General features: G+C 55.7%; 17 protein-coding genes. 13 read left to right on the plus strand and 4 right to left on the minus strand.

The features are described 5' to 3' along the window. Positions 1-197: 197 nt before the first annotated feature. Complete coding sequence (locus tag Q31a_RS04965; protein WP_145074882.1) at positions 198-419, plus strand: hypothetical protein; 222 nt, start codon at positions 198-200, stop codon at positions 417-419. Between the two features lie 369 nt (positions 420-788). Here the strand turns inward: Q31a_RS04965 and Q31a_RS04970 are convergent, their stop codons facing one another. Beyond that, the gene (locus Q31a_RS04970) at positions 789-2,174 is read right to left on the minus strand and encodes a hypothetical protein (protein WP_231691072.1); all 1,386 of its coding nucleotides are present in this window, start codon (positions 2,172-2,174) and stop codon (positions 789-791) included. Positions 2,175-2,258: 84 nt separating this feature from the next. Beyond that, positions 2,259-2,936: a penicillin-binding protein activator LpoB gene (locus Q31a_RS04975; RefSeq protein WP_231691073.1), complete on the minus strand. Its 678-nt coding sequence runs from the start codon at positions 2,934-2,936 to the stop codon at positions 2,259-2,261. Positions 2,937-3,375: 439 nt separating this feature from the next. Between Q31a_RS04975 and hisH the strand changes: the two genes are divergently transcribed. Next, positions 3,376-3,996 (plus strand): imidazole glycerol phosphate synthase subunit HisH, encoded by a 621-nt coding sequence (gene hisH, locus Q31a_RS04980; RefSeq protein ID WP_145074888.1) that lies wholly within the window; start codon positions 3,376-3,378, stop codon positions 3,994-3,996. A 400-nt stretch (positions 3,997-4,396) separates the two neighbouring features. Here hisH and Q31a_RS04985 read toward each other — a convergent pair whose 3' ends face one another. Continuing rightward, positions 4,397-5,401: a hypothetical protein gene (locus tag Q31a_RS04985; RefSeq protein WP_145074891.1), complete on the minus strand. Its 1,005-nt coding sequence runs from the start codon at positions 5,399-5,401 to the stop codon at positions 4,397-4,399. A 461-nt stretch (positions 5,402-5,862) separates the two neighbouring features. Here Q31a_RS04985 and Q31a_RS04990 point away from each other — a divergent pair, with 461 nt between their 5' ends. From Q31a_RS04990 to Q31a_RS05000, 3 genes are all read left to right on the plus strand, one after another. Then, positions 5,863-6,393 (plus strand): ComEA family DNA-binding protein, encoded by a 531-nt coding sequence (locus Q31a_RS04990; RefSeq protein WP_145074894.1) that lies wholly within the window; start codon positions 5,863-5,865, stop codon positions 6,391-6,393. After that, on the plus strand, positions 6,383-8,500 hold the full coding sequence (uvrB, locus tag Q31a_RS04995; RefSeq protein WP_145074897.1) for an excinuclease ABC subunit UvrB: 2,118 nt from the start codon (positions 6,383-6,385) through the stop codon (positions 8,498-8,500). Before Q31a_RS04990 ends, uvrB begins: the two co-directional genes overlap by 11 nt. A gap of 277 nt (positions 8,501-8,777) precedes the next feature. After that, a complete protein-coding gene (locus Q31a_RS05000) occupies positions 8,778-12,803 on the plus strand; it encodes a serine/threonine-protein kinase (RefSeq protein WP_145074900.1) in 4,026 nt (1,341 codons plus the stop codon). A 67-nt stretch (positions 12,804-12,870) separates the two neighbouring features. On the opposite strand, the gene Q31a_RS05005 is transcribed toward Q31a_RS05000, so the two are convergent. Then, a complete protein-coding gene (locus Q31a_RS05005; protein ID WP_145074903.1) occupies positions 12,871-13,581 on the minus strand; it encodes a hypothetical protein in 711 nt (236 codons plus the stop codon). 288 nt (positions 13,582-13,869) lie between these two features. Between Q31a_RS05005 and Q31a_RS05010 the strand changes: the two genes are divergently transcribed. From Q31a_RS05010 to Q31a_RS05045, 8 genes are all read left to right on the plus strand, one after another. After that, entirely contained in the window at positions 13,870-14,880 is a 1,011-nt protein-coding gene (locus Q31a_RS05010) for an RluA family pseudouridine synthase (protein ID WP_145074906.1), read from the plus strand. A gap of 17 nt (positions 14,881-14,897) precedes the next feature. Then, entirely contained in the window at positions 14,898-15,293 is a 396-nt protein-coding gene (locus tag Q31a_RS05015; RefSeq protein ID WP_145074909.1) for a hypothetical protein, read from the plus strand. 296 nt (positions 15,294-15,589) lie between these two features. Further along, a complete protein-coding gene (locus tag Q31a_RS05020) occupies positions 15,590-16,429 on the plus strand; it encodes an inositol monophosphatase family protein (RefSeq protein ID WP_231691074.1) in 840 nt (279 codons plus the stop codon). Positions 16,430-16,733: 304 nt separating this feature from the next. Further along, positions 16,734-18,413 carry a M28 family peptidase gene (locus tag Q31a_RS05025; protein WP_145074912.1) on the plus strand — a complete coding sequence of 560 codons (1,680 nt, stop codon included), beginning with the start codon at positions 16,734-16,736 and terminating at the stop codon, positions 18,411-18,413. Positions 18,414-18,618: 205 nt separating this feature from the next. After that, a complete protein-coding gene (locus Q31a_RS05030) occupies positions 18,619-19,071 on the plus strand; it encodes a hypothetical protein (RefSeq protein ID WP_145074915.1) in 453 nt (150 codons plus the stop codon). A 219-nt stretch (positions 19,072-19,290) separates the two neighbouring features. After that, positions 19,291-19,830: a hypothetical protein gene (locus tag Q31a_RS05035; protein WP_145074918.1), complete on the plus strand. Its 540-nt coding sequence runs from the start codon at positions 19,291-19,293 to the stop codon at positions 19,828-19,830. Between the two features lie 235 nt (positions 19,831-20,065). Beyond that, positions 20,066-21,112: a DUF1559 domain-containing protein gene (locus Q31a_RS05040; protein ID WP_145074921.1), complete on the plus strand. Its 1,047-nt coding sequence runs from the start codon at positions 20,066-20,068 to the stop codon at positions 21,110-21,112. A gap of 156 nt (positions 21,113-21,268) precedes the next feature. Continuing rightward, complete coding sequence (locus Q31a_RS05045; RefSeq protein ID WP_145074924.1) at positions 21,269-21,577, plus strand: hypothetical protein; 309 nt, start codon at positions 21,269-21,271, stop codon at positions 21,575-21,577. Positions 21,578-21,795 lie beyond the last annotated feature (218 nt).

Consider the following 21,795-nt stretch of genomic DNA (forward strand, 5'->3'; position numbering starts at 1 on the left):
AGTGCAGAAAGAACGTCGATTCTGGTGCGGAGCGATGGAGTGGACTGTGAGCCCGATTCGCGTACCACAAATAGGCGAGTGGAGGGGGGAGAGCAGGAAGACGGAGACGGGAAGGTGAGGCAGGAAGATGGAGGCAGGAAGATGGAGGCAGGAAGTTGGAGGCAGGAAGTTGGAGACGGAAAGATGGAGATGGAAAGATGGAGATGGAAAGATGGAGATGGGAAGGTGGAGATGGGAAGGTGGAGGCAGGAAGACGGAGATGGGAAGACGGAGATGGGAAGACGGAGATGGGAAGATGGGATGGGAAGATGGGATGGGAAGACGGAGATGGGAAGATGGGATGTGCCCGTCGGCCTCGCGTCAACGCATCGGGGGGGATGCTTTGCGGTATGGGCTCTGCCCGTGGGGCCTCGGCTTAGGACCGTCGGAACCATTATTGGCGGATAGTCGCCGAACCGCTCCGCCGGTTCGTTCGCGAAAATGCTGATCGGCGCAGCGATCTGGCGACACTAATTGTTCCGAAGGACCTTAGTCGCTTGCTACCGAATTTCGAGCAATCCGCTGTTGCGCTAGCGGACTTTGAGGGCGTGGGGACTAGTTTTTGAACGAACGTTCCAGCAGGCCACCGATCAGACCACTGCCCGGCGGTGGCACGGCGACTCGACCCTCAACAATGCGTGAGCCACCATTGCTTCGTCGCGTCCTGTTTTCCGTCTCCATCTTTCTGTCAAGAACGCCTTATTCGTTCCGTCGCACGCAGTGAGCACCTGTCGTGGCACCAACGAAGACTAGGGGCTGACCATGACTTGCCCAATCGGTCGCGTGTCTGGCCAGTACGACAGAATGTAGGTGTTGCGTCCACTCACCACTTCGATGTCGCAATGCGTTCCTTGGCCTACTGGTCGTCCTGAAGTAATCGGTTCTAGATGCAGCGAGTGGTTGCCAGCTGGTAGTTCGAGTCGCAGCAACTGCACCTCCCGAGGAAGCAAGCCCCAGCATCGCGTATCGGCGGATTCCGTGGCCTCCCACATCACCCCTGCAGCGTCCATGGCAAACGAGGCTAGGGAGGAGTTGACATTCAACTGGTCCTTGGCGGCATACACGGCGCCCTTTTTGATGACGCGTCGTGAGACGGCGCGAGCGATCAAGTTGTTGCGTTTGGCAGCCAAGGAATCGACCGCCATTTGATTGAGGTCGGTCAGTGGGTAGGTGGTTGAAATGGGGATGCCGTCAACTTCGACACCGACCAAATCAAACGGCTTGGGGGGGCTGGCAATCCCGGGGATTTTGACGGGTGCCAGTGTGGGTGGCACCGAGTACTCGCCAACCGCCGACAGAATCCGATCCGCGATCAACAGAGCATCTTGAGTGGCACGCGCTTCGGTTTCGACCTTATACGGTCCCCGGCCCACCATCGCGATCACGTAGACCACTCCGTGTCCGGGCGAGCTGTGGACGCCGGTGCGTGCGCGGTCGATGTCGTCCATCAAGAACGGTACCTCGGGGGCCAGCTCGGCTGTTGCGGTGTAGGCTCGCAGGGCGTCGTCGTAGTCATGCAAGGTGGCTTCGCGCAAAACGCCTCTGAGGTAGGGAGCCAAGGGCGGAACGCAGTAGTCGAGGCCCACGTCTGTGCCCCACTTCTCCTGTGCACTGGCGACTAGCTTCTCCTGCTTGGCTAACGTTTGCAGGGAGTAGGCTTCTGCATCGACTCCATCATTCATCAGGCTGGCTAGGGTCAGAAAAACGCGGACCAAGATCTTTTCATAATCCTCACCGCTGTAGGCCCGACGTTGATCATCCGTGATCAGAGCAGCCGCCTCTTCAGCGAGACTCTTCTGCTCCATTTCCTCCCATTCGTCACGGATCGCCTGCAGACGCCGTTCGGCACTCGGTGCATTGCCATTGAGAAGTTCGATCATAGCCAGGTCGAGCTCGACCACGGATCGATCCCCCTTCGGCTTGGCGGACAGCTTATCGAGTTGGGCGTGCGCGTGCTGAAGGTCGTTGGCATAAAATGCCTGGCGCGGTGCGGCTAATCGCTGAGCGTGAGTCGAACAACCGCACTGCACTGCAGCAACAAGCAACGCGGCAGCCAGAATTGGCGCAGCGCACGCTCCAAGGGCTGAACGCAGTGCCAGCCAACCGGGAATAGGGCAATTCGAGTCGCGGATCATGGGGTGGCGCGTGCCTCGCTACTCGGAGCTAGCAAGTGTTCGCTGCAGTGTGGTTGGACTGCGCGAGCACCTACCGGAGCTGGATCATCGGCCACTGGGGAAAATGCTGTAGTTGGCTAGTTTACCCAATGGAGAGCGGTGGTATCCCTTGCTGATTTCCGCTTGCTCTTTCAAATAGCTGCCACTGCGGGTGTCGACCAGTTCTAGCGTGAGCAGGTAGTCGCGCTGGGAGGATTTATTCCGATCTGTCGTACCGCTAGTCAGCGTCGCGTACAACAGATAGTCGACCGGTTGCCCGTCGCGCTCGAGCACTGCGGTAAAGATGCGCATGTTGGAAGCGACCAATAGCGAATCGGGCCGCAAGCGAGTTTCATCCAGGGCTGCATCCACCATCCGGCGACTGATGGCTTCGAACGATCCGGCGCGATTGATCTGAGTATCGATCAACTGGTAGATTTGGTCTTTGAAATCCCCCAACTCCTCGGAACTCTTGTTCTCCACTCCGACGAAGCACACTCGCCGCGCCAGTGGAATTCCTTCGGGGGTGTACGTCGCAGATGCAGGCGTTACCTCGCAAGCTCCCAAGAGCCTCGCCACCGACTCTTCGACCAGCGGCTTGTAAACTTCGCCACCCGCGCTGTGGCTACCCACCATGTCTGCCTGACCATCACGCAATAGATGCCCGTACTGGTAGCCTCGGCAACCACCGGCTGCAGCGAACAGCCCAACACAGAACATTCTACGAGGCAAGGGATTGCCCATCCTGGAACTCCTTGAACCAGCTTCCATGCCGGTCATATTGCATTCACGAACGTACAGTGCGGAATACTCGCAAACTCTCCGAAGCACCGCAATAGAAACCTGAGGCGCAAGCTTGATCGCAAGCATTGGAGAAGCGGTTCGGACTTCCTATCGGACGCCGGCAAACTGCCTCTCTTGGCTATTGATCGGGCATTGGTGGCGCGATTCTTAACCATCAGGCGAAATGAGACGGAGGTCTCTCACGGCTGAAAGGGAGGCGATAGACATCATTGGACCTGTCGCTCGCAGGGGTTCTTTGCAATAATTCCCACTTGGAAAACCGCTTCCCCGCGTTTCCGTTTCCCCGAATCAGGCATCCACTGGCTAATTCTATTTCTGGCCATGTGACGTTGAAGCCTCGCCAGAGGGAGGAAACCTTATTGCAAGCAACTCGGACGCAATGTCAAAACCACAGATCGCGATCGTTGACTATCAAATGGGCAATTTGCGGAGTGTGCAAAAAGCACTCGAGCATGTTGGCTTCGTGGCGGAAATCACGAGTGATCCGGCCAGGGTTGAAGCGGCGGATAAGGTGATTCTGCCAGGTGTAGGGGCGTTTGGTGATGCTATCGCGGAGTTGCATCGCCGTGAATTGGTGAGCCCCATCCAGCAAGCAATCTCAGCGGGCAAGCCATTTCTGGGGATTTGCTTGGGCCTTCAGATGTTGTTCGATGTTGGTTTTGAAGGTGGCGAACATGTCGGAATGGGCGTCTTGCCGGGGCGAGTTGAGAAGTTCGGCACCATCGAAAATCGAAAAGTCCCCCACATGGGTTGGAATCAAGTGTCGATCGCGCATGCCGATTGCCCGCTTTTGAAGGACATTCCAGCCACGGCACACTTCTATTTCGTGCACAGCTATTACGTCGTCCCAGAGAATGCCAGCGATGTTTGGTTGACGTGCGATTACGGGCAAGAATTTTGCGCGGCGGTCTGGCGCGAGAATTTGTTCGCAACCCAGTTCCACCCGGAGAAGAGCCAACGCGACGGCTTGCAGCTTCTTAAGAATTTCGCCGAGTTGTGAGTGCGAGGCGAGCTGGAGGATTGGAAGCCACGGCTGGATGGCTGAGTTCGTGAACAGACGACGCAGGTCGATTTACGGCTGTTTTCAGTTCTACCTAACAGGTCTAACAGGTAGCGTCCCTAATCACCTCGGTCTCAGCCGCTCCTCTCTCAGCCACCACTTTTGCTTGCTCGCCGGCTTGTTGATTGGAGAGTGCGTTTAGCGTCTAGGTGGAGGTAATTTCCCTGCTGTCCCTATCGTGGCAACCACACTCTTCCTGGCTCATGCAGCGGTTTACTATTTTTAAAGAGCCGTCATGCGGCAGGTTGCAAATTCGAGGGACTGCTTTGGGGCTGGGGGCTGTTGGCAGAGGCCGTTTGTGGGCAGTCCATTGATTTTGCCAGCGGATGAATTCTCTGGCCTAGCGTTCCGCTAGAGCTTTTGCCTGTTCGATGATGTCGGGGGCAAACAGCTCATTGAGCTGAGTTTCGGCGAGTCGCACTAGCAAAACGACCCGTTCTTCCGAGTGGTCAGCCGTCTTGGTCATAAAAAAGGCCTTGCCGACCGCCTTGGGGGGATCGGTGCAGGACATGACTAGGATCTGCTTCGGTTTCAATTGCACTCGGACTGCCAAGGGATCCCACGTTTTTTGAGCGCGCTTCATTTCGGGCCGCACGCCGTAGTCGGTACTCACGAAGGCCTGGCGTTGTTCCCCGTGCTGAACTTCTGGAGTGAGTTCAACAACGGCGGTACCGTCGCCTTGAGGGATCGCTCGCAGGTCAAACAGAATTTGGGCGCGATCGAAGGTTTCGCCCGATACCCGTTTGCCGTCCAAGGTTGACAGAATGGTTAAGGGGTCTTGCAGCTGGCGTCGCATGAGGAGGTCTTTGCGTCTCCCGGAGCGACACTGGAGCTTGCGCATCTTATTGTCTGCATCGGCGGCCAGTCCCGCGTGTTCCAACGCATCGAGGGCTTGATCGGTCCCGGTTTCATGCAGCCTGTCACGAATTACTTGCGGCAATTCTGAGAGCAGGACGCCGACTCGCAGGCCATTGTTGTCCAGCCGTTGGCGCTGGGATACGGGGAGAATTGTTTCGTCGGTGTGCTGCCAGATTTCGCTCAGTTGCGCTTCGCTATGGAGTGGAAAGCGAACGAGTACGGTTTCGATCACCACACTGTCGGGACTCATCTGTCGGACCGGTAGCCCGCGTGCCAGGGTGTCGTTGTTGGCCGCCTCCGTCTCCGCTTTAGAGAATGGAGTCCACTGCGCGCACCCGCCTGCCGTGCTCAATAGCCATCCAAGGCAGGCGATCAAGCATGCTCGCTGTGCGTACCAAAGTACTGCAGCGGGAGGGAGTTCAGGTTGATTTCCGATGAGGCGAAGACTCAAAGTCGAACCGTCAGAGGGGAGGAAGGAGGAGTTCAAGGCAACTCGACGAATTGATCGTGCGTTTTTGCGGGGTGTGGACGCAACCAAGACGGGTGGCGAGGGTACTATTTCGGCGGCTTATAGGTCAATGCAGAAAGCCGCGTGCTGGATTGGGCAGGCAAATAAATTTGCTCCCAGCCGCGTAGGGGCAAAGCCGAGTGCCTTGTCTTCCTTGCAGCTGGCGCGTCGCTGGGACGTCGATCCCCGGTTTTCTGAGGGGCAAGCGGTCGCTTGGTCCCCTCCCCTCCTCTGAGATGAAATTGTCACCGGAGCTGAACTGGTAAAAATTGAAGTGGAGTGGGCCGCTCGCAGCCTCGCCCTCCCACGAAGTCGTGATCCCAGCGGGAATGCCTGCTGACTGTATCCAAGCGACCTCGTATACTGAGGACTTGCATTCCGCGAGAATCGTTTTTCCCGGGCGAATTCACGGCGCAGGCTAGAGGGGGTCCCGCACGATAATGCTATCCCAGTCTCCCGATGCACCCCAGTTGCAGGGGCCTGATTTGCAAGGTCCAGATGTACCGGGTCCAGATGTACCGGGCCCAGATGTACCGGGCCCAGATTTGCCGGTGCCGGTGCCGGTGCCGCCGGCGCCCAGCGATACTCCGGTGTCCGATTCCCAAGGTGAAGTGCACGCGTATACAGGGGCGGCTGGTTGGTGTTGTTTAGTGGCCCTCCTACTATCGGTCAGCGTTTATCAATGGCTCAGGCAGCGTTCGGACGAGCAGCAGATTCGGTCTGTCAGTCCTCGGTTTCTGGTCGATTTAAATCAAGCGGACGCGGCGGAACTTCAGGCACTTCCCCAGGTTGGGCCTGCAATGGCGCGACGCATTACCGAGTACCGTCGTCTCCATGGTCCGTTTTCCACGGTCGAAGCAGTCGAAGCGGTCCGCGGCATTGGTCCGCGGACTTTGGCTGAGTTATCCCCCATGTTAATTGTTCAACCCAGTCCGCCCCGCGTTTCACCAAAGGCACGCAATGCCCCGTAATGCGACCAACCATGCTGAAAATCAAGCCGAATTTCATCTTGTCAGCGAATTTGCCCCGGGAGGGGATCAACCCCGCGCAATCGAAGCCCTCGTAAGTGGCTTGCGCAGCAACAAGAAGCACCAAATGCTGTTGGGGGTAACGGGCTCCGGTAAGACCTTCACGATGGCGAATGTTATTCAGGAAATAAAGCGTCCGACGCTCGTCCTGAGCCACAACAAGACGTTGGCGGCTCAGCTCTACAGCGAGTTTAAGAGCTTCTTTCCGTATAACGCAGTGCACTATTTTGTGAGCTATTACGATTACTACCAACCGGAAGCGTACATTCCAGCTCGCGATGTTTATATCGAAAAAGATGCGTCGATTAACGAAGAGATCGATCGCCTGCGTTTGGCGGCAACGAGCGCTCTAGTCAGCCGTGATGATGTGGTGATTGTGGCTAGCGTGTCGAGTATCTACGGTTTGGGGAGCCCAGAGGACTACCGCAACATGGTGGTGCCACTGCGTGTTGGCCAAGCCATAGTGCGCGACGACATCTTGCTGCAATTAGTCGATATTCAGTACCAAAGAAATGACACTGCGTTTGAACGGAGTCGATTCCGCGTCCGCGGGGATTGTTTGGAAATCTGGCCATCCTACGAGGAGTTCTCCTACCGTATCGAGATGTGGGGAGATGACATCGAACAGATTTCCATTACCAATCCCCTCACGGGTGAAGTCATATCAAGATTGGAAGAAGTCTTCATCTACCCTGCCAAGCACTTTGTCACTCCCGAGCACCGCATTGAGCAGGCGGTCCGTTCAATCCGCGCGGAGTTGAAGGAGCAGTTGGAGAAATTCGAAGCGGAGGGCAAGCTGATCGAAGCCCAGCGACTCAACGCACGCACCCGATTTGACTTGGAAATGTTGCAGGAAGTTGGGCATTGTCCTGGAGTCGAGAATTACTCGCGCCCATTATCGGGCAAGCCGCCAGGCGCCACACCCGACACGCTCTACGATTTCTTTCCAGACGATTTCTTGTTGTTGGTGGATGAATCTCACGTGACGGTGCCACAGGTTCGAGCGATGTATGCGGGGGATCAGAGTCGTAAGAAGACGTTGGTTAGCCACGGCTTTCGCCTGCCCAGTGCGCTGGACAATCGACCCTTGCAGTTTGAGGAATGGGAAGCCAAAACGAAGCAAGTGATCTTTGTGTCTGCCACGCCCAGCAATTATGAGCTGGAGCAGACTGGTGGCGAGGTGGTCGAGCAAATTATTCGTCCAACAGGGCTGCTCGATCCAGTGGTTGAAGTTGTGCCAGCTCGCGGACAGGTTGCCCACCTGCTCGAGGAGGTGCGCTTGCGAGCTGCCAGCAATGAACGCACGCTGGTGACTGCCCTTACCAAGCGGCTGGCTGAGGATTTAGCCGGTTACTTGACTGACCAAGACGTCCGCTGCCGCTGGTTGCACAGCGAACTCGATGCCTTTGAACGCGTTGAACTGCTTCACGAATTACGCCAAGGGCAATTTGATGTGCTCGTAGGGGTAAACCTGCTCCGGGAGGGACTCGATCTACCGGAAGTTTCGTTTGTGGCAATTTTGGATGCCGACAAAGAGGGGTTTCTCCGCAGCGAGACCTCATTGATCCAAACCATCGGGCGGGCTGCTCGTAATGTCAACTCGAAAGTGGTGTTGTATGCCGACCGCATTACCAACTCGATGCGTGCCGCCATTGATGAGACTCAACGCCGTCGAGAGCTACAGCAGGCTTACAACTTAGAGCACAATATCACACCTGCATCGGTGCGACGGAACATCCGAGCTGGGATTGAATCGGCTGTCAAGTCACACCAGCACGCGCGCAATGCCGTTCGCACTGAAGCCAAAGGACAGATCGTTACCGAAGAGTACTTGGAGCTGCTCGAGAAGGAAATGCTTCAGGCAGCCGAGGATCTTGAGTTTGAACAGGCTGCTGCACTAAGAGATAAATTGACGAATCTGCGAGATCGGATTGGTGAGTCGGTTGACGAGTATTCCAACAGCCAGAAAACGAGCAACCAGAAAAGCGGTTCCAAGTCGCGCCGCCGTGGGAATACAGGTAAGAAAATCCCTAGGCCCAAGAGGGGGTGATTGGCATTCTGCTATTGAATTGTGTGGGCCCGTCACTGAGTTTCCCTCGACTCCAACGCAAGACGTAGTAGGCTAGTGGTGTGGCAACGTGTACACCAACGCTTGCTGCCGAGTTTGGCTTCACGCTCCCCGGAAGTGTGGTGTGAGGCCAGCAGGAAGTGTTTCCACCACGCGGTAGATAGGCTGAATTTTCCGGTATTAGGGGCCGCAGTGGAGGGAGAGTTTTTGCACGCGAGTTGCGGAATCCTTTTCCCTAAGAGTCCTCGCGAGTTATTGAATGACGCCTCGAAAATCAAAACGTGATAAGTTGCGCCAGCTGGGGCCACAGAGTAGCTTGCACCTTGGATTGGACAGCTTTCTCAACAGCCAGTCGGGCAAGGGAGAGTCGTTGTTTGGAGCTCCCACCTTTTTGGAGCCAGGGAGTCGTTCTGCGGGAGTTCCCCTGCTGGAACCCCTCCCTGCTGGCACGATGTTTTCAAAGCGTTACCGAGTGCTACGGTGCCTGGGCCGCGGTGGTTTTTCGGATGTCTATCTGGCCGTTGACCTGGAGCTCGACCGACGCGTGGCGGTAAAACGCTCCTTGAACTTAGAGGTGAACATTGATTCGGCGCTGAACGAAGCCAAGTTGGTGGCGTCGCTAGATCACCCCTCGATTGTGCGTGTCTTTGATGTGGTGCACGATCCACATTTCGGTGTTTTGATCGTCATGCAATACGTGACGGGGCCGACACTCCGACTTGCCATGAATCGAGAACGCCTGTCGGTGAGAAGAAGTGTGGAGATTGCCAAGCGATTGGCAATGGCGGCCGATCATGCACATTCAAAACGCATCGTGCATCGCGATATCAAACCCGCCAACGTTCTGTTCGACAACTATGACAATCCTCTACTGTCTGATTTTGGTCTCGCCTGGAAGCCGACTTGGGAGAAATTGGCTTCGACCGTAAGCGGAACCTTGCGGTATATGTCTCCCGAGCAGATGCGCGGGGAGATCCACCGCATCGATGCTCGGAGTGACGTGTTCTCACTGGGCATCTTGCTTTACGAAATGTTGACCGACCGCCTTCCTTTCGACGGAAATTCCCGAAGTGAAGTTGCTAAGGCGACGATCAGCGAAGAACCCGTGGCCCTGCGTTCTTTAAACCCGGACGTTTCCATTGAACTCGACCGGATTTGCCGTCGCGCCATGCGGAAGAGCGTTAAAGATCGCTATGCCTCGATGCAAGAATTCGCGGATGCCTTGCAAGGTGTTTTAGACGGCGGTGATTTGGCCACGGACGCGACAGCGAAGCCGCCCCCTCGTGTGCATGCTAGTTTGGGCTCGCGGATCGTCGACACCACCTCCTACGTTCGCGATTTGTTGGCGCCACGAGGCATCGAACCGTTCGGTCGGGCCGACGCTGAGGGGTATCTTGAACTGGCACCCGGCCCACGACATCCGTCGGGCTTGCCCGAAGCCATCCTGCACTGGAAAGACTGGATTGAGTCCAAGGACCCGACTGAGCAATTCCGCCTAGCGGTTCTGTACGGACCTCCAGGAAGCGGTAAGACCTCTTTTATGCAGGCTGGTGTTTTGCCCAATCTCTCTCCTGAGATTGGTGTCGTGACCGTCGATTGTCGTTCTGGAAACCTGGCTAAACGTATTGTGCAAGCCGTGGTCGAGCATTTCCAATTGCCGTCGAGCGACGAGAGTTTGACTGAGTTGTTGATGCGATTGCGGGTTCAAATTGAGAGCGAATCAAGTCCTCTGAAGATCGTGATTGTCCTCGACCACTTTGAAATTTGGGCACAGCGCGCGTCCGCGAGCCAGTATCAATTGGTCGCTGCCGCTTTTCGACAATGCGATGGGACACGCCTGAAGATCATCTTGGTCGCTAGTGATGAGCATTGGAGAACCGTTACGAAACTGACCGAGCTGGTCGAAGTTACCTTGTTAGAAGGCAAGAATTCCTTCGCGATGGAATTGCTGGGGCCCTCACAAGCCAAGAAGATTCTCGAGTCGATGGGGCGGTTTTACGGTACGCTACCCAGCGATGCGGAATCGTACGAATCCAAGGATTCCTTTTCTTATTTTGACGATGAACTGGATCGCATCGTAGCGGTATTGGGGCGTGGCCGCGGCGCTCAAATTTTGCCTACCCAGCTAACGATGTTTGCACAGATGGCCAGCATTCATCAATGGAACCCAAGTATCCTTGAGCAAGCTGGGGGTCTCACTGGTTTGTACGTTGCTCACTTCGAGGACTTCTTCGAATCCAATACCGCGCCACCGCGGCGCGCTCATGCGATGCCTGCCGCGATTGACATTTTGACTCAATTGCTCCCGTCCGAGGAGCAATCGGTGCGCGACACCCAATTGTCGGCCAGTGAGATTCAACAGCATATGGGACGCCAATGCTCTGTGGCGGAGATTGAGGTCGTCTGTTCATTGTTGGTCGACGAGCTCAAAGTTGTGGTCGAGTTGGAGACCTCCGACGCGTTCCCGGAGGGATTGGCTTTCGACAGCCTTGCTAGGGTAGATACCAGGAAGTATCGAATTGGCCATGATTTGCAAGTTCCTCCCATCCGCATGTGGACCGAACAAGCTACACAGATAACTGCAACGGGGCGTTCCGTGGCGCGTTTCCGCGAGTTGGCTCGGATGTGGGAACGCCGTCCCGATGAACGTTTTCTCCCTTCGCTGGGTGAGTATCTTGCGATCCGTCGTGGTGCAAAAGTCTTGAATTTAACCGAGCCGCAAGCTCGTTACCTGGCGGCGACGAATGCCTACTTTTTGCGGCGCGGGATCCTGGCCAGCGGTTTGCTGTGCGTGCTGGGATTGATCTTCGGCTTGGCCTGGTTTCAACATCGCGTGGCCGTGGAAACCAAGCTTCTGATGATCAACAGTAAACTAGATGGCTTGATCAGTAGTGATGTGGGAGAAGTGCCGCGTTTGCTCGACGAGCTGGAGACCTTGCCCGATCGGCGGCGAGTCCTCGAGATTGCCAATCGATGGATGCAAGTCGACGGTAAGCGGACAAAGACTCGCTGCACCTTACTGGTCAGCCGTTTGGATCCCAAGCAGTTGAATTCACTGTACGCCAAGATTGCTGATATTGAACCCGCTCTGGGGGCGGAGGTTGTTGAGCTGGCGGAACGGCATCCAGAATCCAAGCAATATTTGCTGCAGCGCATTTCTCAACAGAGTGATCCGGTAGCGCTTGCGCGGGCCGCAATTACGTTGGGGGCCACGGGGGATCAGCAAGCTTTAACGAGTTTGCTTGCCGCAGACAAAGGGTTGGGCTTGGTCAATCTTCTACTGGACGAAGCAACGCGTTGGAGAGCACCACCGTCGATGTGGCTTGAATTGGTCGCCAATTCGACCGGGCTCATGCGCTATCACGCGTTGGTCGCATTGGGGAGTTATCCCGACGCCGTTCTGGCGCAACTGCCTGGAATTGAATCGTTCCTGTTAGGAGAATTGGGGAGTCAAACCAGCTCTCTCCATTCGATTTCCAGATGGCTCTGCGAACGTCTCGAAATTGATACCGGTGCGGTCACCGCTCCTCCGCATGCCCAATGGGAGATCACGCCGAGCGGAATGGAGCTGATTCGCATTCCCCTGCATGAGCTCGAACCTCGCAGGAGTGGAGTCGTAATTCGCGGGCGAGCTGCGGGCGACGCAAGCCAGGTAGCCCAGCGGCATGTCTGGATTACCTCGAAAGCAATAAGCAGCGAGCTCATGGATCGATTCTATCGACAGAGCCTGGGGGAACCGGCTCTCGATGTTAGCGGGCACTTGGGGGGACTCACACGCGGTTTTCCAGCGGTTGCGGTGGAAAACGACGACATCGCGGGACTCTGCAATTGGCTGAGTGAGCTAGATGGGCTCGAACCGGTGTATACGTTTGCCGATTCCGTCACCACGGATTCAAAGAATGTGGGAGAGCAGAAGCGGGCCAGGACTTTTACCGCTGAAGCGAGCAGGACCGGGTACCGACTTGCAACCGTTGAAGAATTGGCCAATGCGCACTTGATTACGAGTCCGGCGGCCTATGGAACCGAGTTCGTTGCGAATATGTTCCGCGCGGTGCAGGGCTCCGGTCGGGAACAATTCCCGAACGTCTCGTGGCAGGCTCCGTCGAATCTTCCCAATCGACTTGGCGTGTTCTGCAATGACAATTCGGGGTGGATTCTAGCTGGCAACGATCACTTCAGCCAAGTCTTTGGTTTTGGCACTGAAGGGAATTTTGTGGAAATCGATGTGGGCAAACTCGATAGTGTGTTCGTCCAACATCGCATCTTTCTATCGCGGCCAGAATGACCAACGCAAGAATGCCAGCCAATCATTGGCTGGCATTCAGGCTCGATCGAGCTTGATAGCACCGCTACTAGGGGCCGACTGGAGGTGGAACGCCTGGTCCGCCGCCTGGAGGAGGTACAGGGCCCCCTGGTGGGTCTTCTTGCACGGGGCAACTGTTCCAGCGTACTTCTTCACCGGTGACCGAACAGCACTGGAGATACCAGATGAAGCAGTCTGTACCACCACCGTCGCAGCAGGCAATAAATACTGGCCAACAAGGTGTGTTGCTGCCTGGTTCTGGTGGTTCGGTTGCAACGCCGGAGCCTTGGTCTGAAACCATCGGAATCGGCGTTAGCTTTCCATCGTCCACCATCAAGCCGCGCGCGATGGCATCTGCCTTCAAGGCGCATGGCTTGCATTCTTGTTGAGCCGCTTTGGGGGTTGCTGAAGCCGCGGGGCTCGTCGCCGGTGCGGGAGCATCTGCGCTGGCAGGCACTACTGCGACCACGGGATGTGAGGGATTGGACAGAATCGAACTTGTCGTCGCGGCTGTGGTTACAGCGGGCTGCGCCTGCTGTTTGGCTTCTGCGCTATCTCCTGAGAGTTCCTGTGGAGAGACGCGGACGTCACTTGGCCTGCTTGGAGCAAGCGTGGGGGCACCCGTTGAAACGCTTCCGATTTCAGTTTTGTTCGAAACTTCGGATTCCGCATGCACGGGCGTGCACAGTAGCGCTGCCGCTAGGGCCAGCGCTATCTTGAGAGCCGGCTTGGCTCTCCGTTTCCCAGACCCAATTCGCATTCAAAAACTCCTTTATGCTCGCGAGGACTAGTATTATTCGGCACGTAGTTTTAGGAGTGACGATTGGGCTCACGATTGCGGTTCAGTCTTTACCCAACTGCGGAAGCTTGTTCGCGACATCCCCTGTCCAACTTCGACCGAGACACGTGCGCAGTATTACATGTTCTGCAGTGCAAGCCAAATAGCAGTTTGAGATTTCCCGTAAAACTGGGCGGAACTGGGCTTGCCAATTTCCTCTTGGTACCTCCCAAAAATGCCTACCTTATCTTAGCCAGCAAACATACTAGAATGAGGGCCAGTCTCCATCTCTCTTGGAAAGTGCTTGGGCTCCGCCCCAGCATCCACGCTGTCTCCACTACCGGCAACAAAGTGCTTGTTCGATACACGATTTCACCAAATCTCCCTCTTCCGGCTCGAACGGCGCTGACCGTGGTTCAGGCAGCTTTAAAAGTGAAGCGTAAGATCGCGGAACAATTGCTTCACGATGGCGCAGTCAGTTGCCAGGGCCGCATGGTAACGCAGCCTCATTGGTGCTTTAACGTCGGAGATGAGGTCGCCATCGACTATGCGCCTCAGCCGATCAAGCAGAAGCGAGCCAAAGCGAAACTGGACGCTAGGTTTGAAGTGATCTACGACGACGAATATGTCATTGTGGTCAACAAGCCGGCAGCCCTGCTGACAGTTCCGACCCCCAAACGTGAACGCAACACCTTGCAGTCTCAGGTGCGAAAATGGCTGGAAAAACAGCCGGGGGCCGGACAGGCAATTTGCGTTCAGCGATTGGATCGTGGCGTCTCTGGGGTGCTCGTGTTTGGCAAGTCGTATGAAGCGGCGGATCGCTTGCGAAGTCAATTTGCTGCCAGGAAACCCGAACGCAAGTACGTCGCGATTGTTCAAGGGACGCTCAAGCAGCCCACGGGCACCTTCAAAACCTACCTAGCCACGGATGATTCCCTCAATCGCTACTCCTCCTCGGACCCCGAGAAGGGGGAGCTGGCCATCACGCACTACCGGGTTAAAGAGGTTTGGAAGGATACCACCTGCGTCGAAGTCCGTTTGGAAACGGGCCGCCGCAATCAGATTCGCGTCCATTTTGCCGAAACGGGCCATCCACTTCTGGGAGATCCTCGCTACCGCCCCGAGCAGGCAGAACATCCCTTGTGGCCCTTCAAGCGAATTGCGCTGCATGCCGAAACACTTGGGATCACCCACCCTGAATCGGGAGAGGTCCTGCAGTTCACCGCTCCCTGGCCGCAGGAATTCCGAGATTTTCGCCGTCGTTCTGTCCCTCGTTCCTAGTCCAGCAGGTAGTTGTTATGCCGCATGTTCGCTTACTCGGGCTGATCCTGTTCATCACCACAGTTTTCCTCGCCCTAGCTGCGGCAGCTACCAAGACGACTTCGATCAAGTTCAAGCGACGCGATAGCGCTAAGATATTGAATACGCCCGCTCCCGCGCAGGCGGGCGAACTGCCGACCGGCCCTGTCCTGCCATTGCCCAGTGATGGCGCGGCTGCGAATCCGAAGGTTGAGCCAGCGGTGGAGTTCGTTTCGGTACCGATTGTTTGGCCGCTGATGATCACCGGTGCGCTGGGGATGTTGATCTGGTTTGTGCCAGCTCCGTTGAGTGCGCTGAGTTCTACGTCCTCAAAATCCAAGCGGAGGAAATCCAGGTCCCGTCGGTCGAAGACGCGGCAGCGAAGTCGTCGTTAGCGCATTGTGGATTGAGCTGTTCCTCCTGCTTGACCGCTGGATGAAATGAGCACGGTTTCCGTTTTATTGCGAAGTCGGCACTCCCAATCACTCTGTAGCGGCGCCCACTCTGCCTTGCGCACGCCGCAGGTTACTATTTCAATAAGCCGCTCGCGCGGCGTTCCCCGCGGTTCCATGCATAGCGCAGCGTCTTAATTCTCCCTTGATTCCCAAGCCGAATTCGCAGGCTACGCTTCAGCTACCCGCCCGTGGATTACCAAGCACCTAGCTAATTCGAGTTGAAAGATGCTGTCCCAATGAAGCTCCCCAATTTATCCGCGCCCGCGCTGGCTCCCAGCTGTGATACTCCTGAGATGCGCATCGCAATTGCAGCTGCTGCGGCTGGCGCGGCTGTGATTGTCGACTACTTTGAGCGTGGCGCGGAGATGCGTTGGAAGGACGACGACGCCACTTACAATTTGGTCAGCGATGCCGATATTCAGTCGGAGCAGGCGATCGCTCAGGTCATTCAGTCGGCCGCGCCCGGCCATGCTATCTTGGGAGAAGAGGAGCAAAGCGGCTCCACCGCAGCCGAACACTTGTGGGTCGTTGATCCGCTCGATGGCACCAATAACTTTGCGCATCGCATTCCTCATTTCGCGATCTCCGTGGCCTATTACCATCGAGGAGTTGCTAAGTGTGGTGTGGTGGTCAATCCAGTTCGATCGGATTGGTATCTGGCTGTCTCCGGAGGTGGCGCGTTCCACAATGGGCAACGGATGCAAGTTAGCCCCGATACTCGGTTGGACCAATCGATGATTGGGTGTGGGTTTTACTACGACCGTGGCACGATGATGGAGTCGACACTAGCCGCGATTCATGAATTTTTTAAACAGAACATTCATGGAATTCGGCGGTTTGGCGCCGCTGCCTTGGACTTGTGCCAAGTGGCGGATGGGTTGTACGGAGTTTTCTTCGAATATCAGTTAGCCGCATGGGACTTCGCCGCCGGAAGGCTGATCCTGGAAGAAGCCGGTGGCACGATGACAACAGGGCGCGGGGATGAGCTGCCGCTTGCCACCTCGAGTGTGCTGGCCAGCAATGGGGAATTGCACTCCGCTGCACTGTCGATCGTTGGCAAATTCCATCCCGTTTAGGGCTGCATCGCTGAGCTCCCGTCCGGGCCCAGAGGGAAACGGGCAATTTTGCAGTGCATGCCAGGAATTTTTGAAGTGCCAGGCACAGTCTGGGAATTCTTCTCGTTGCGACTGTTCAGTCTGATTTGAGTCGCGGCGGTTTCGGGGTATGTTGTCGCTTGCACCGCAAACTTTGCAAGTCGGCATGTCGCATCGCGTTACCCGACGAACGAGACCGATCACTGATGAAATGCATCGCCCGATGCTGGGCCTGATTTACGCAGGCTCCGTGGGCGGACGCCCCCAACATCGGAGGAATTCCACGATGATTAAGACATTGATTCTCAGCCTGCTTCCAATCTTGACTGCCGCAGACGCCGTCCTTGCGCAAAACTCTGCCTGGAGCCCTGCCGCAGCGCACGCGAACGCGGGGCAGGCAATTACCGAAGATGGGCTGCGCAGCCATATTCGTTTCTTGGCAGATGACCTGTTGGAAGGACGCGGCCCCGGCTCGCGAGGAGATGAACTGGCACAGCTGTATATCTCGACTGAATTGCAGTCGTTAGGGATAAAGCCGGCCGCAGACAACCAAAGCTGGTATCAACCGGTACCGCTGCAAGGCCTGACGACAACTCCACCCGCCAAGTTGAAGATTACCAAGGGGGCGGACGGCATCGAACTCCAGTTGCACGAGGATTACGTGGGCGTTAGTGGCCAGCCTCAAGAGCAGGTGTCCATCGAAGATGCGGAGCTTGTTTTCGTGGGATACGGGATTCAAGCACCGGAGTACAATTGGGACGATTTCAAAGGAGTCGATGTTCGCGGTAAGATTCTCGTATTCATGAACAACGATCCCGAATCCGATCCCGGATTGTTCGCTGGCCGACGACGGCTGTACTATGGTCGCTGGGATTACAAGTATGAAAAGGCGGCCGAGTTGGGCGCTGCTGGAGCCTTGATCATTCACACCACGGCCTCTGCCGGCTATCCCTACCAAGTTGTGCAGACAGGCTGGAGTGGTGAGGAATTTGAATTGGCCAGCCATTCGGGGCCACGCACTCGGTTTAAAGGCTGGTTGACCGAAGATGCGGCACAGCGGGTGGTGCAATTTGCCGGATTCGACCTCGCGCAATTGCGTGCTGCAGCCGAGTCTCGCGAGTTCCGGCCGGTAGCCCTTGGAGTGTCTACGACGCTCGATTTGGAGTGTCGCATTCGTCACCAGAATACTCGCAATGTGATTGGCGTACTCCCTGGCGCAGATCCTCGCCTCGGCCAAGAATACGTGGTCTTCATGGCCCATCATGATCACTTGGGATTGGCGGCCGAGCGGGACGAGAATGGGGACCAGATTTACAACGGTGCTATCGATAATGCATCGGGTACCGCTTCTCTGTTGAACATTGCTAAGGCGCTTGCAAATCTAGAAGTCCGTCCCCGACGCTCAATCCTGTTTGCCTTCGTGGGCGCTGAGGAGCAAGGCCTATTGGGATCGGAGCACTTTGCAGCGCATCCTCCTGTACCGGCGGGGAAAATGGCAGCGGTGATTAATATCGATGGAGTCAATTTTCTCGGAAAAACTCATGATCTGAATCTGATCGGCAATGGCAAAACAAACTTGGATTCCATCGTTGAAGCGGTAGCCAAGTGGCAGCACCGAACGGTGGTGCCCGATTATTTCCCCGACCGCGGCTACTACTACCGCTCCGATCAGTTCAGCTTAGCGAAGATTGGCGTGCCTGGCATCTACCTGCACAGTGGGGTTAATGTCGTCGGCAAGCCTGACGGTTGGGGAAAGCAGCAGCTCGAAGACTGGGTGGACGAAACCTACCACCAGCCAAGCGACGAGTACTCCGAGGACTGGGATTTGGCTGGGGCCATCGACGATGCGCAACTCCTCATGCAGGTGGGGATCGTGATTGCCAACCAAGAGGAATTGCCAGCTTGGTTGCCAGGCGACGAGTTTGAAGCCGCCCGCCAAAAGGCCCTTGAGGCCGTCCGGGAATAGCCCCGAACCCATCGATCGAAAACTTGTGTCGGGCTCACCAAGCTAGGGTGGAGGCTATCACTGAAGTATTGGTGAAGCATTCCAGAGGAAGTCGGCCATGGCTGCTCACCTGTGGAGTTGCTCCTTTAGAAGTATCGTTTTCAGAGTGCGGTGCGTTGTACTCTATAATTTGTTTGTATTTTCAATTGTTAGATGGAATTGCTCCATGTCCGAATCCGAAAATGAATCCCTCGATGTCGGTACCCTCATTGCTGAAGCGGCCGAAGCAGGGGACGCCGAAATTGCGGAGAACTTGATCCGCAGCAACAATTTCATCGTCTTCCAGCAGATCAGTGCTGAGACGGGCGAAGTTGAAAAGGGGGAGGATGGAAGCTTTAGTGTCGTCTTGGTCGAGATCGATGACGACACGGCCGTGGTATGTTTCAGCAATGAGCAAAACGCGGCAGCCTTTGCCAAGGAAATAGTCGAAGACGCAGGGGAGGAAATGGCGGAAGGGGAAGAGATTCCCTCTACGATCCTTGAAGGCGGTGAGCTACTCGATGGCTTGCCACCGGATTGTGGGTTATTGATGGATGCGGGCGCAGAGTCCGAGTGTTATTTCCCACCAGGTTGCTTTGAAGAAGCGGATGATGAAGCGGCTCCGGACCTTTTGGCTTAAACCCCTCAGCGCCGGAGCGCTTGCAAGCGTCGCGTCTGGAAATGCCCATGGCCGCGCTGTGTTTTCGCTAGCCTGGTGGGGCCCCGCCTTCCAGGGCTGTGGCTCGGCGCAAATTGATCGACGCTTCATTGCCAGCGGTATTCAACCCCCACCTGCTGAATGACCCGCAGTGGGTGAAACGAGCCAGTGATTCTTTCCTAACTAGTTGGAGCCAAGACCGTGGAGAACAACCCCTACGAAAATCCTCCGGGACAATCCGATTCGGAATTCCTGCAAGGAGCCAATCAATTCGATGGCGGCCAGCCCGACCAGCGTTCCAAACGTCGCCTAACGCCGCCGGCGATTGGACTATTGGTGGTTGGAGGCCTGAGCGTGCTACTATCGCTGTGGGGAGCGGTGAGCGCTGCGCTGTTTATGGTCGGCATTGTGGAAGGTGCGCAAATCGACCCGCAGCAGCTGGAGGAGATGCGCCAAGCCTTCGGCGAAGAAAATGAGTGGGTGGTTCAAATGATCAAAGATTCGAACAATTTGGGGCAAGGGCCCCTAGGGCTAATTTTCAATCTAGTCGGGCTCGCGTTCGGTGGCATCGTGGTGTTTGGCTCTATCAAAATGCTGCAGCAACGCTCCCATACCCTGGCCGTTGCGGGCGCCGTGGTGGCGATGCTACCGGTCGGCAGCTGTTGTTGCGTGGGGTTACCTCTGGGGATCTGGGCGCTCGTGATCTTGCTGGATCAAAGCGTGCGTCAAGACTTTAGCTAAAAGAGGGGGAATTCGCATTAATATTAACATACGTTAATGCTTCAGGTTGGCTAAGGAGTTCTAAATTCCCTTGGGCATCTTGCAGGTGACTTGATTTTCCTTCACGGCAGTGGTAGGATTGTGGGTGATGTAAATAGCCTAGCTTAGCTTGAGTGGCCATTGTGGTACGCCCCACCAAGCTAGTTTATTTTGACCTTTTTGACTTATTCAATTTTTTGAAGGGATCGATTGTTTCATGGGTTTAAGTAATATGCAAAACCGACGCAGTGGTTTTACACTCGTCGAACTACTGGTGGTGATAGCTATCATCGGTATTCTGGTTGGCCTTTTGCTGCCAGCTGTACAGGCTGCACGCGAAGCGGCTCGTCGCATGTCGTGCTCGAATAACATGAAGCAAATCGGCCTGTCGATGCACAACTATCACGATACGCACAAGGTGTTCTCACCTTTTGTGATCCGCAACGGGCAGGGCGACTATTGGAGAGGCTACAGTGCCTTCTCGCAGGTCTTGCCGTTCATCGAGCAGGGTAACCTGTACAACCAACTCACGACTACCACGAACAGCTTCTATGCAAACTGGGATGAAGGCGGTCCACACGCTCCGGTTCGTGCAACGTCGATCTCCGCATTCCTATGCCCTTCGGCACCTCGCTTCCCATCTTCGGGAACTGGCTGGGCTAACGGCCCTGGTTGTAACTACGGTGTCAGCTTTGGTACCACCATCGCTTGGGCTAACTACAAGAATCAAAACGGAATGTTCCGCGGTCAGTCTGATGCGAATGCTAAGACAAGTACTCGCATGGGCGACGTTTCGGATGGATTGAGCAACACGTTGCTCGCTTCCGAGCACCTGTCGGGTGACGACAACAACTCCTTCCTGATGACCGGGCAATCCTCCGAGCCACGGATTGGAAGTGGTTTCCCCAACGGAACGATTCAGTATCCATCGCAAGAAGAGCTTGACCAGTTTGGTGCGGCATGTGCGTCTCAAACCGCTCACAACTCGACCAACGGTGGTCAGTGGCTGTCACCAGAGCCTACGCAAACTGCACTTAATACCGCAGCACCACCGAACTGGAAGTTTCCTAACTGCCAAACAAGTGGTAGTGGATTTGCCTCCGATCGTGACGGTATCTACACCGCTCGCAGCATGCACACCGGTGGCGTTCAGTGCGCTACGGGTGACGGTTCCGTGCGATTCGTGTCGGGCTCCATCGACCTGCTAACTTGGCAGTACTATGGCGCACGTAACGACGGACAATCTCTGCAAATGCCAGAGTAGTTGTCAGCTCGTATTGAATGTTGAATAATTAGGACACCCGGGCAATTGCTCGGGTGTCGTCTTTGGTACCGCGAGGCGATAGCCCTCATGCGACCTAGAACCCGTCCCGCTTCAGCCTCCCTTTAAATGCATCGAGGATTCATTTTGAACAAGTTCATGAAAATCTTTTCACCCGCTTCGCTACTCTTGCTGGCTTTGACTGTCGGCTGTGGTGGTCCAGGTAGCGTTGAGGTTGAAACCTCTGCCTCTGGAGTTAAGGAGTTGATCCGCAGCAATCTGACGACCGCTTCCGAGACCGGAGAAGCAGGTAGTGCCATCATGGTGATTGGTATGGATATCGATAAGTTGGCAGCAGAAGATCCGACTCTGGCAGCTGAGTTGAAGAAGTCGTTTAGCGAATTGGAGAAGGCCAACACTCCAGCGAAGGTTAAGGCGAAGGCTAAAGAAATGCTAGGGAAACTGTAGAGAGCCGTCCGCTTCTCAGCTTTCTCCAAAACTAGTCTGACCCAGTGCGCCGTCTTGAGCCTCTGAATTTCACTTGGCGAGCGCACTGGATGGTGGGGTGGTTAATGGGCGCAAGTTGGAGTGTTCAATTCGTTAACGGATTGTCGAATCGAAAGCGTCCGAAGTAATAATGAAGTCCTGTTAGTGCTCCCTACTTGCCCCGTAGCTGCAACCACCTG

Source organism: Aureliella helgolandensis (genome assembly GCF_007752135.1).
Lineage (GTDB): Bacteria > Planctomycetota > Planctomycetia > Pirellulales > Pirellulaceae > Aureliella > Aureliella helgolandensis.

Excerpts from the sequence above, each read along its gene's own strand:
- Q31a_RS04975 (WP_231691073.1), bottom strand. The coding sequence starts at position 2,936 with ATGGGCAATCCCTTGCCTCGTAGAATGTTCTGTGTTGGGCTGTTCGCT.
- Q31a_RS05010 (WP_145074906.1), top strand. The coding sequence starts at position 13,870 with ATGAGGGCCAGTCTCCATCTCTCTTGGAAAGTGCTTGGGCTCCGCCCC.
- uvrB (WP_145074897.1), top strand. The coding sequence starts at position 6,383 with ATGCCCCGTAATGCGACCAACCATGCTGAAAATCAAGCCGAATTTCAT.
- Q31a_RS05030 (WP_145074915.1), top strand. The coding sequence starts at position 18,619 with ATGTCCGAATCCGAAAATGAATCCCTCGATGTCGGTACCCTCATTGCT.
- Q31a_RS05020 (WP_231691074.1), top strand. The coding sequence starts at position 15,590 with ATGAAGCTCCCCAATTTATCCGCGCCCGCGCTGGCTCCCAGCTGTGAT.
- Q31a_RS05005 (WP_145074903.1), bottom strand. The coding sequence starts at position 13,581 with ATGCGAATTGGGTCTGGGAAACGGAGAGCCAAGCCGGCTCTCAAGATA.
- Q31a_RS04965 (WP_145074882.1), top strand. The coding sequence starts at position 198 with ATGGAGATGGAAAGATGGAGATGGGAAGGTGGAGATGGGAAGGTGGAG.
- Q31a_RS04990 (WP_145074894.1), top strand. The coding sequence starts at position 5,863 with ATGCTATCCCAGTCTCCCGATGCACCCCAGTTGCAGGGGCCTGATTTG.
- Q31a_RS05000 (WP_145074900.1), top strand. The coding sequence starts at position 8,778 with ATGACGCCTCGAAAATCAAAACGTGATAAGTTGCGCCAGCTGGGGCCA.
- hisH (WP_145074888.1), top strand. The coding sequence starts at position 3,376 with ATGTCAAAACCACAGATCGCGATCGTTGACTATCAAATGGGCAATTTG.
- Q31a_RS05015 (WP_145074909.1), top strand. The coding sequence starts at position 14,898 with ATGCCGCATGTTCGCTTACTCGGGCTGATCCTGTTCATCACCACAGTT.
- Q31a_RS04970 (WP_231691072.1), bottom strand. The coding sequence starts at position 2,174 with ATGATCCGCGACTCGAATTGCCCTATTCCCGGTTGGCTGGCACTGCGT.
- Q31a_RS05025 (WP_145074912.1), top strand. The coding sequence starts at position 16,734 with ATGATTAAGACATTGATTCTCAGCCTGCTTCCAATCTTGACTGCCGCA.
- Q31a_RS05045 (WP_145074924.1), top strand. The coding sequence starts at position 21,269 with ATGAAAATCTTTTCACCCGCTTCGCTACTCTTGCTGGCTTTGACTGTC.
- Q31a_RS05040 (WP_145074921.1), top strand. The coding sequence starts at position 20,066 with ATGGGTTTAAGTAATATGCAAAACCGACGCAGTGGTTTTACACTCGTC.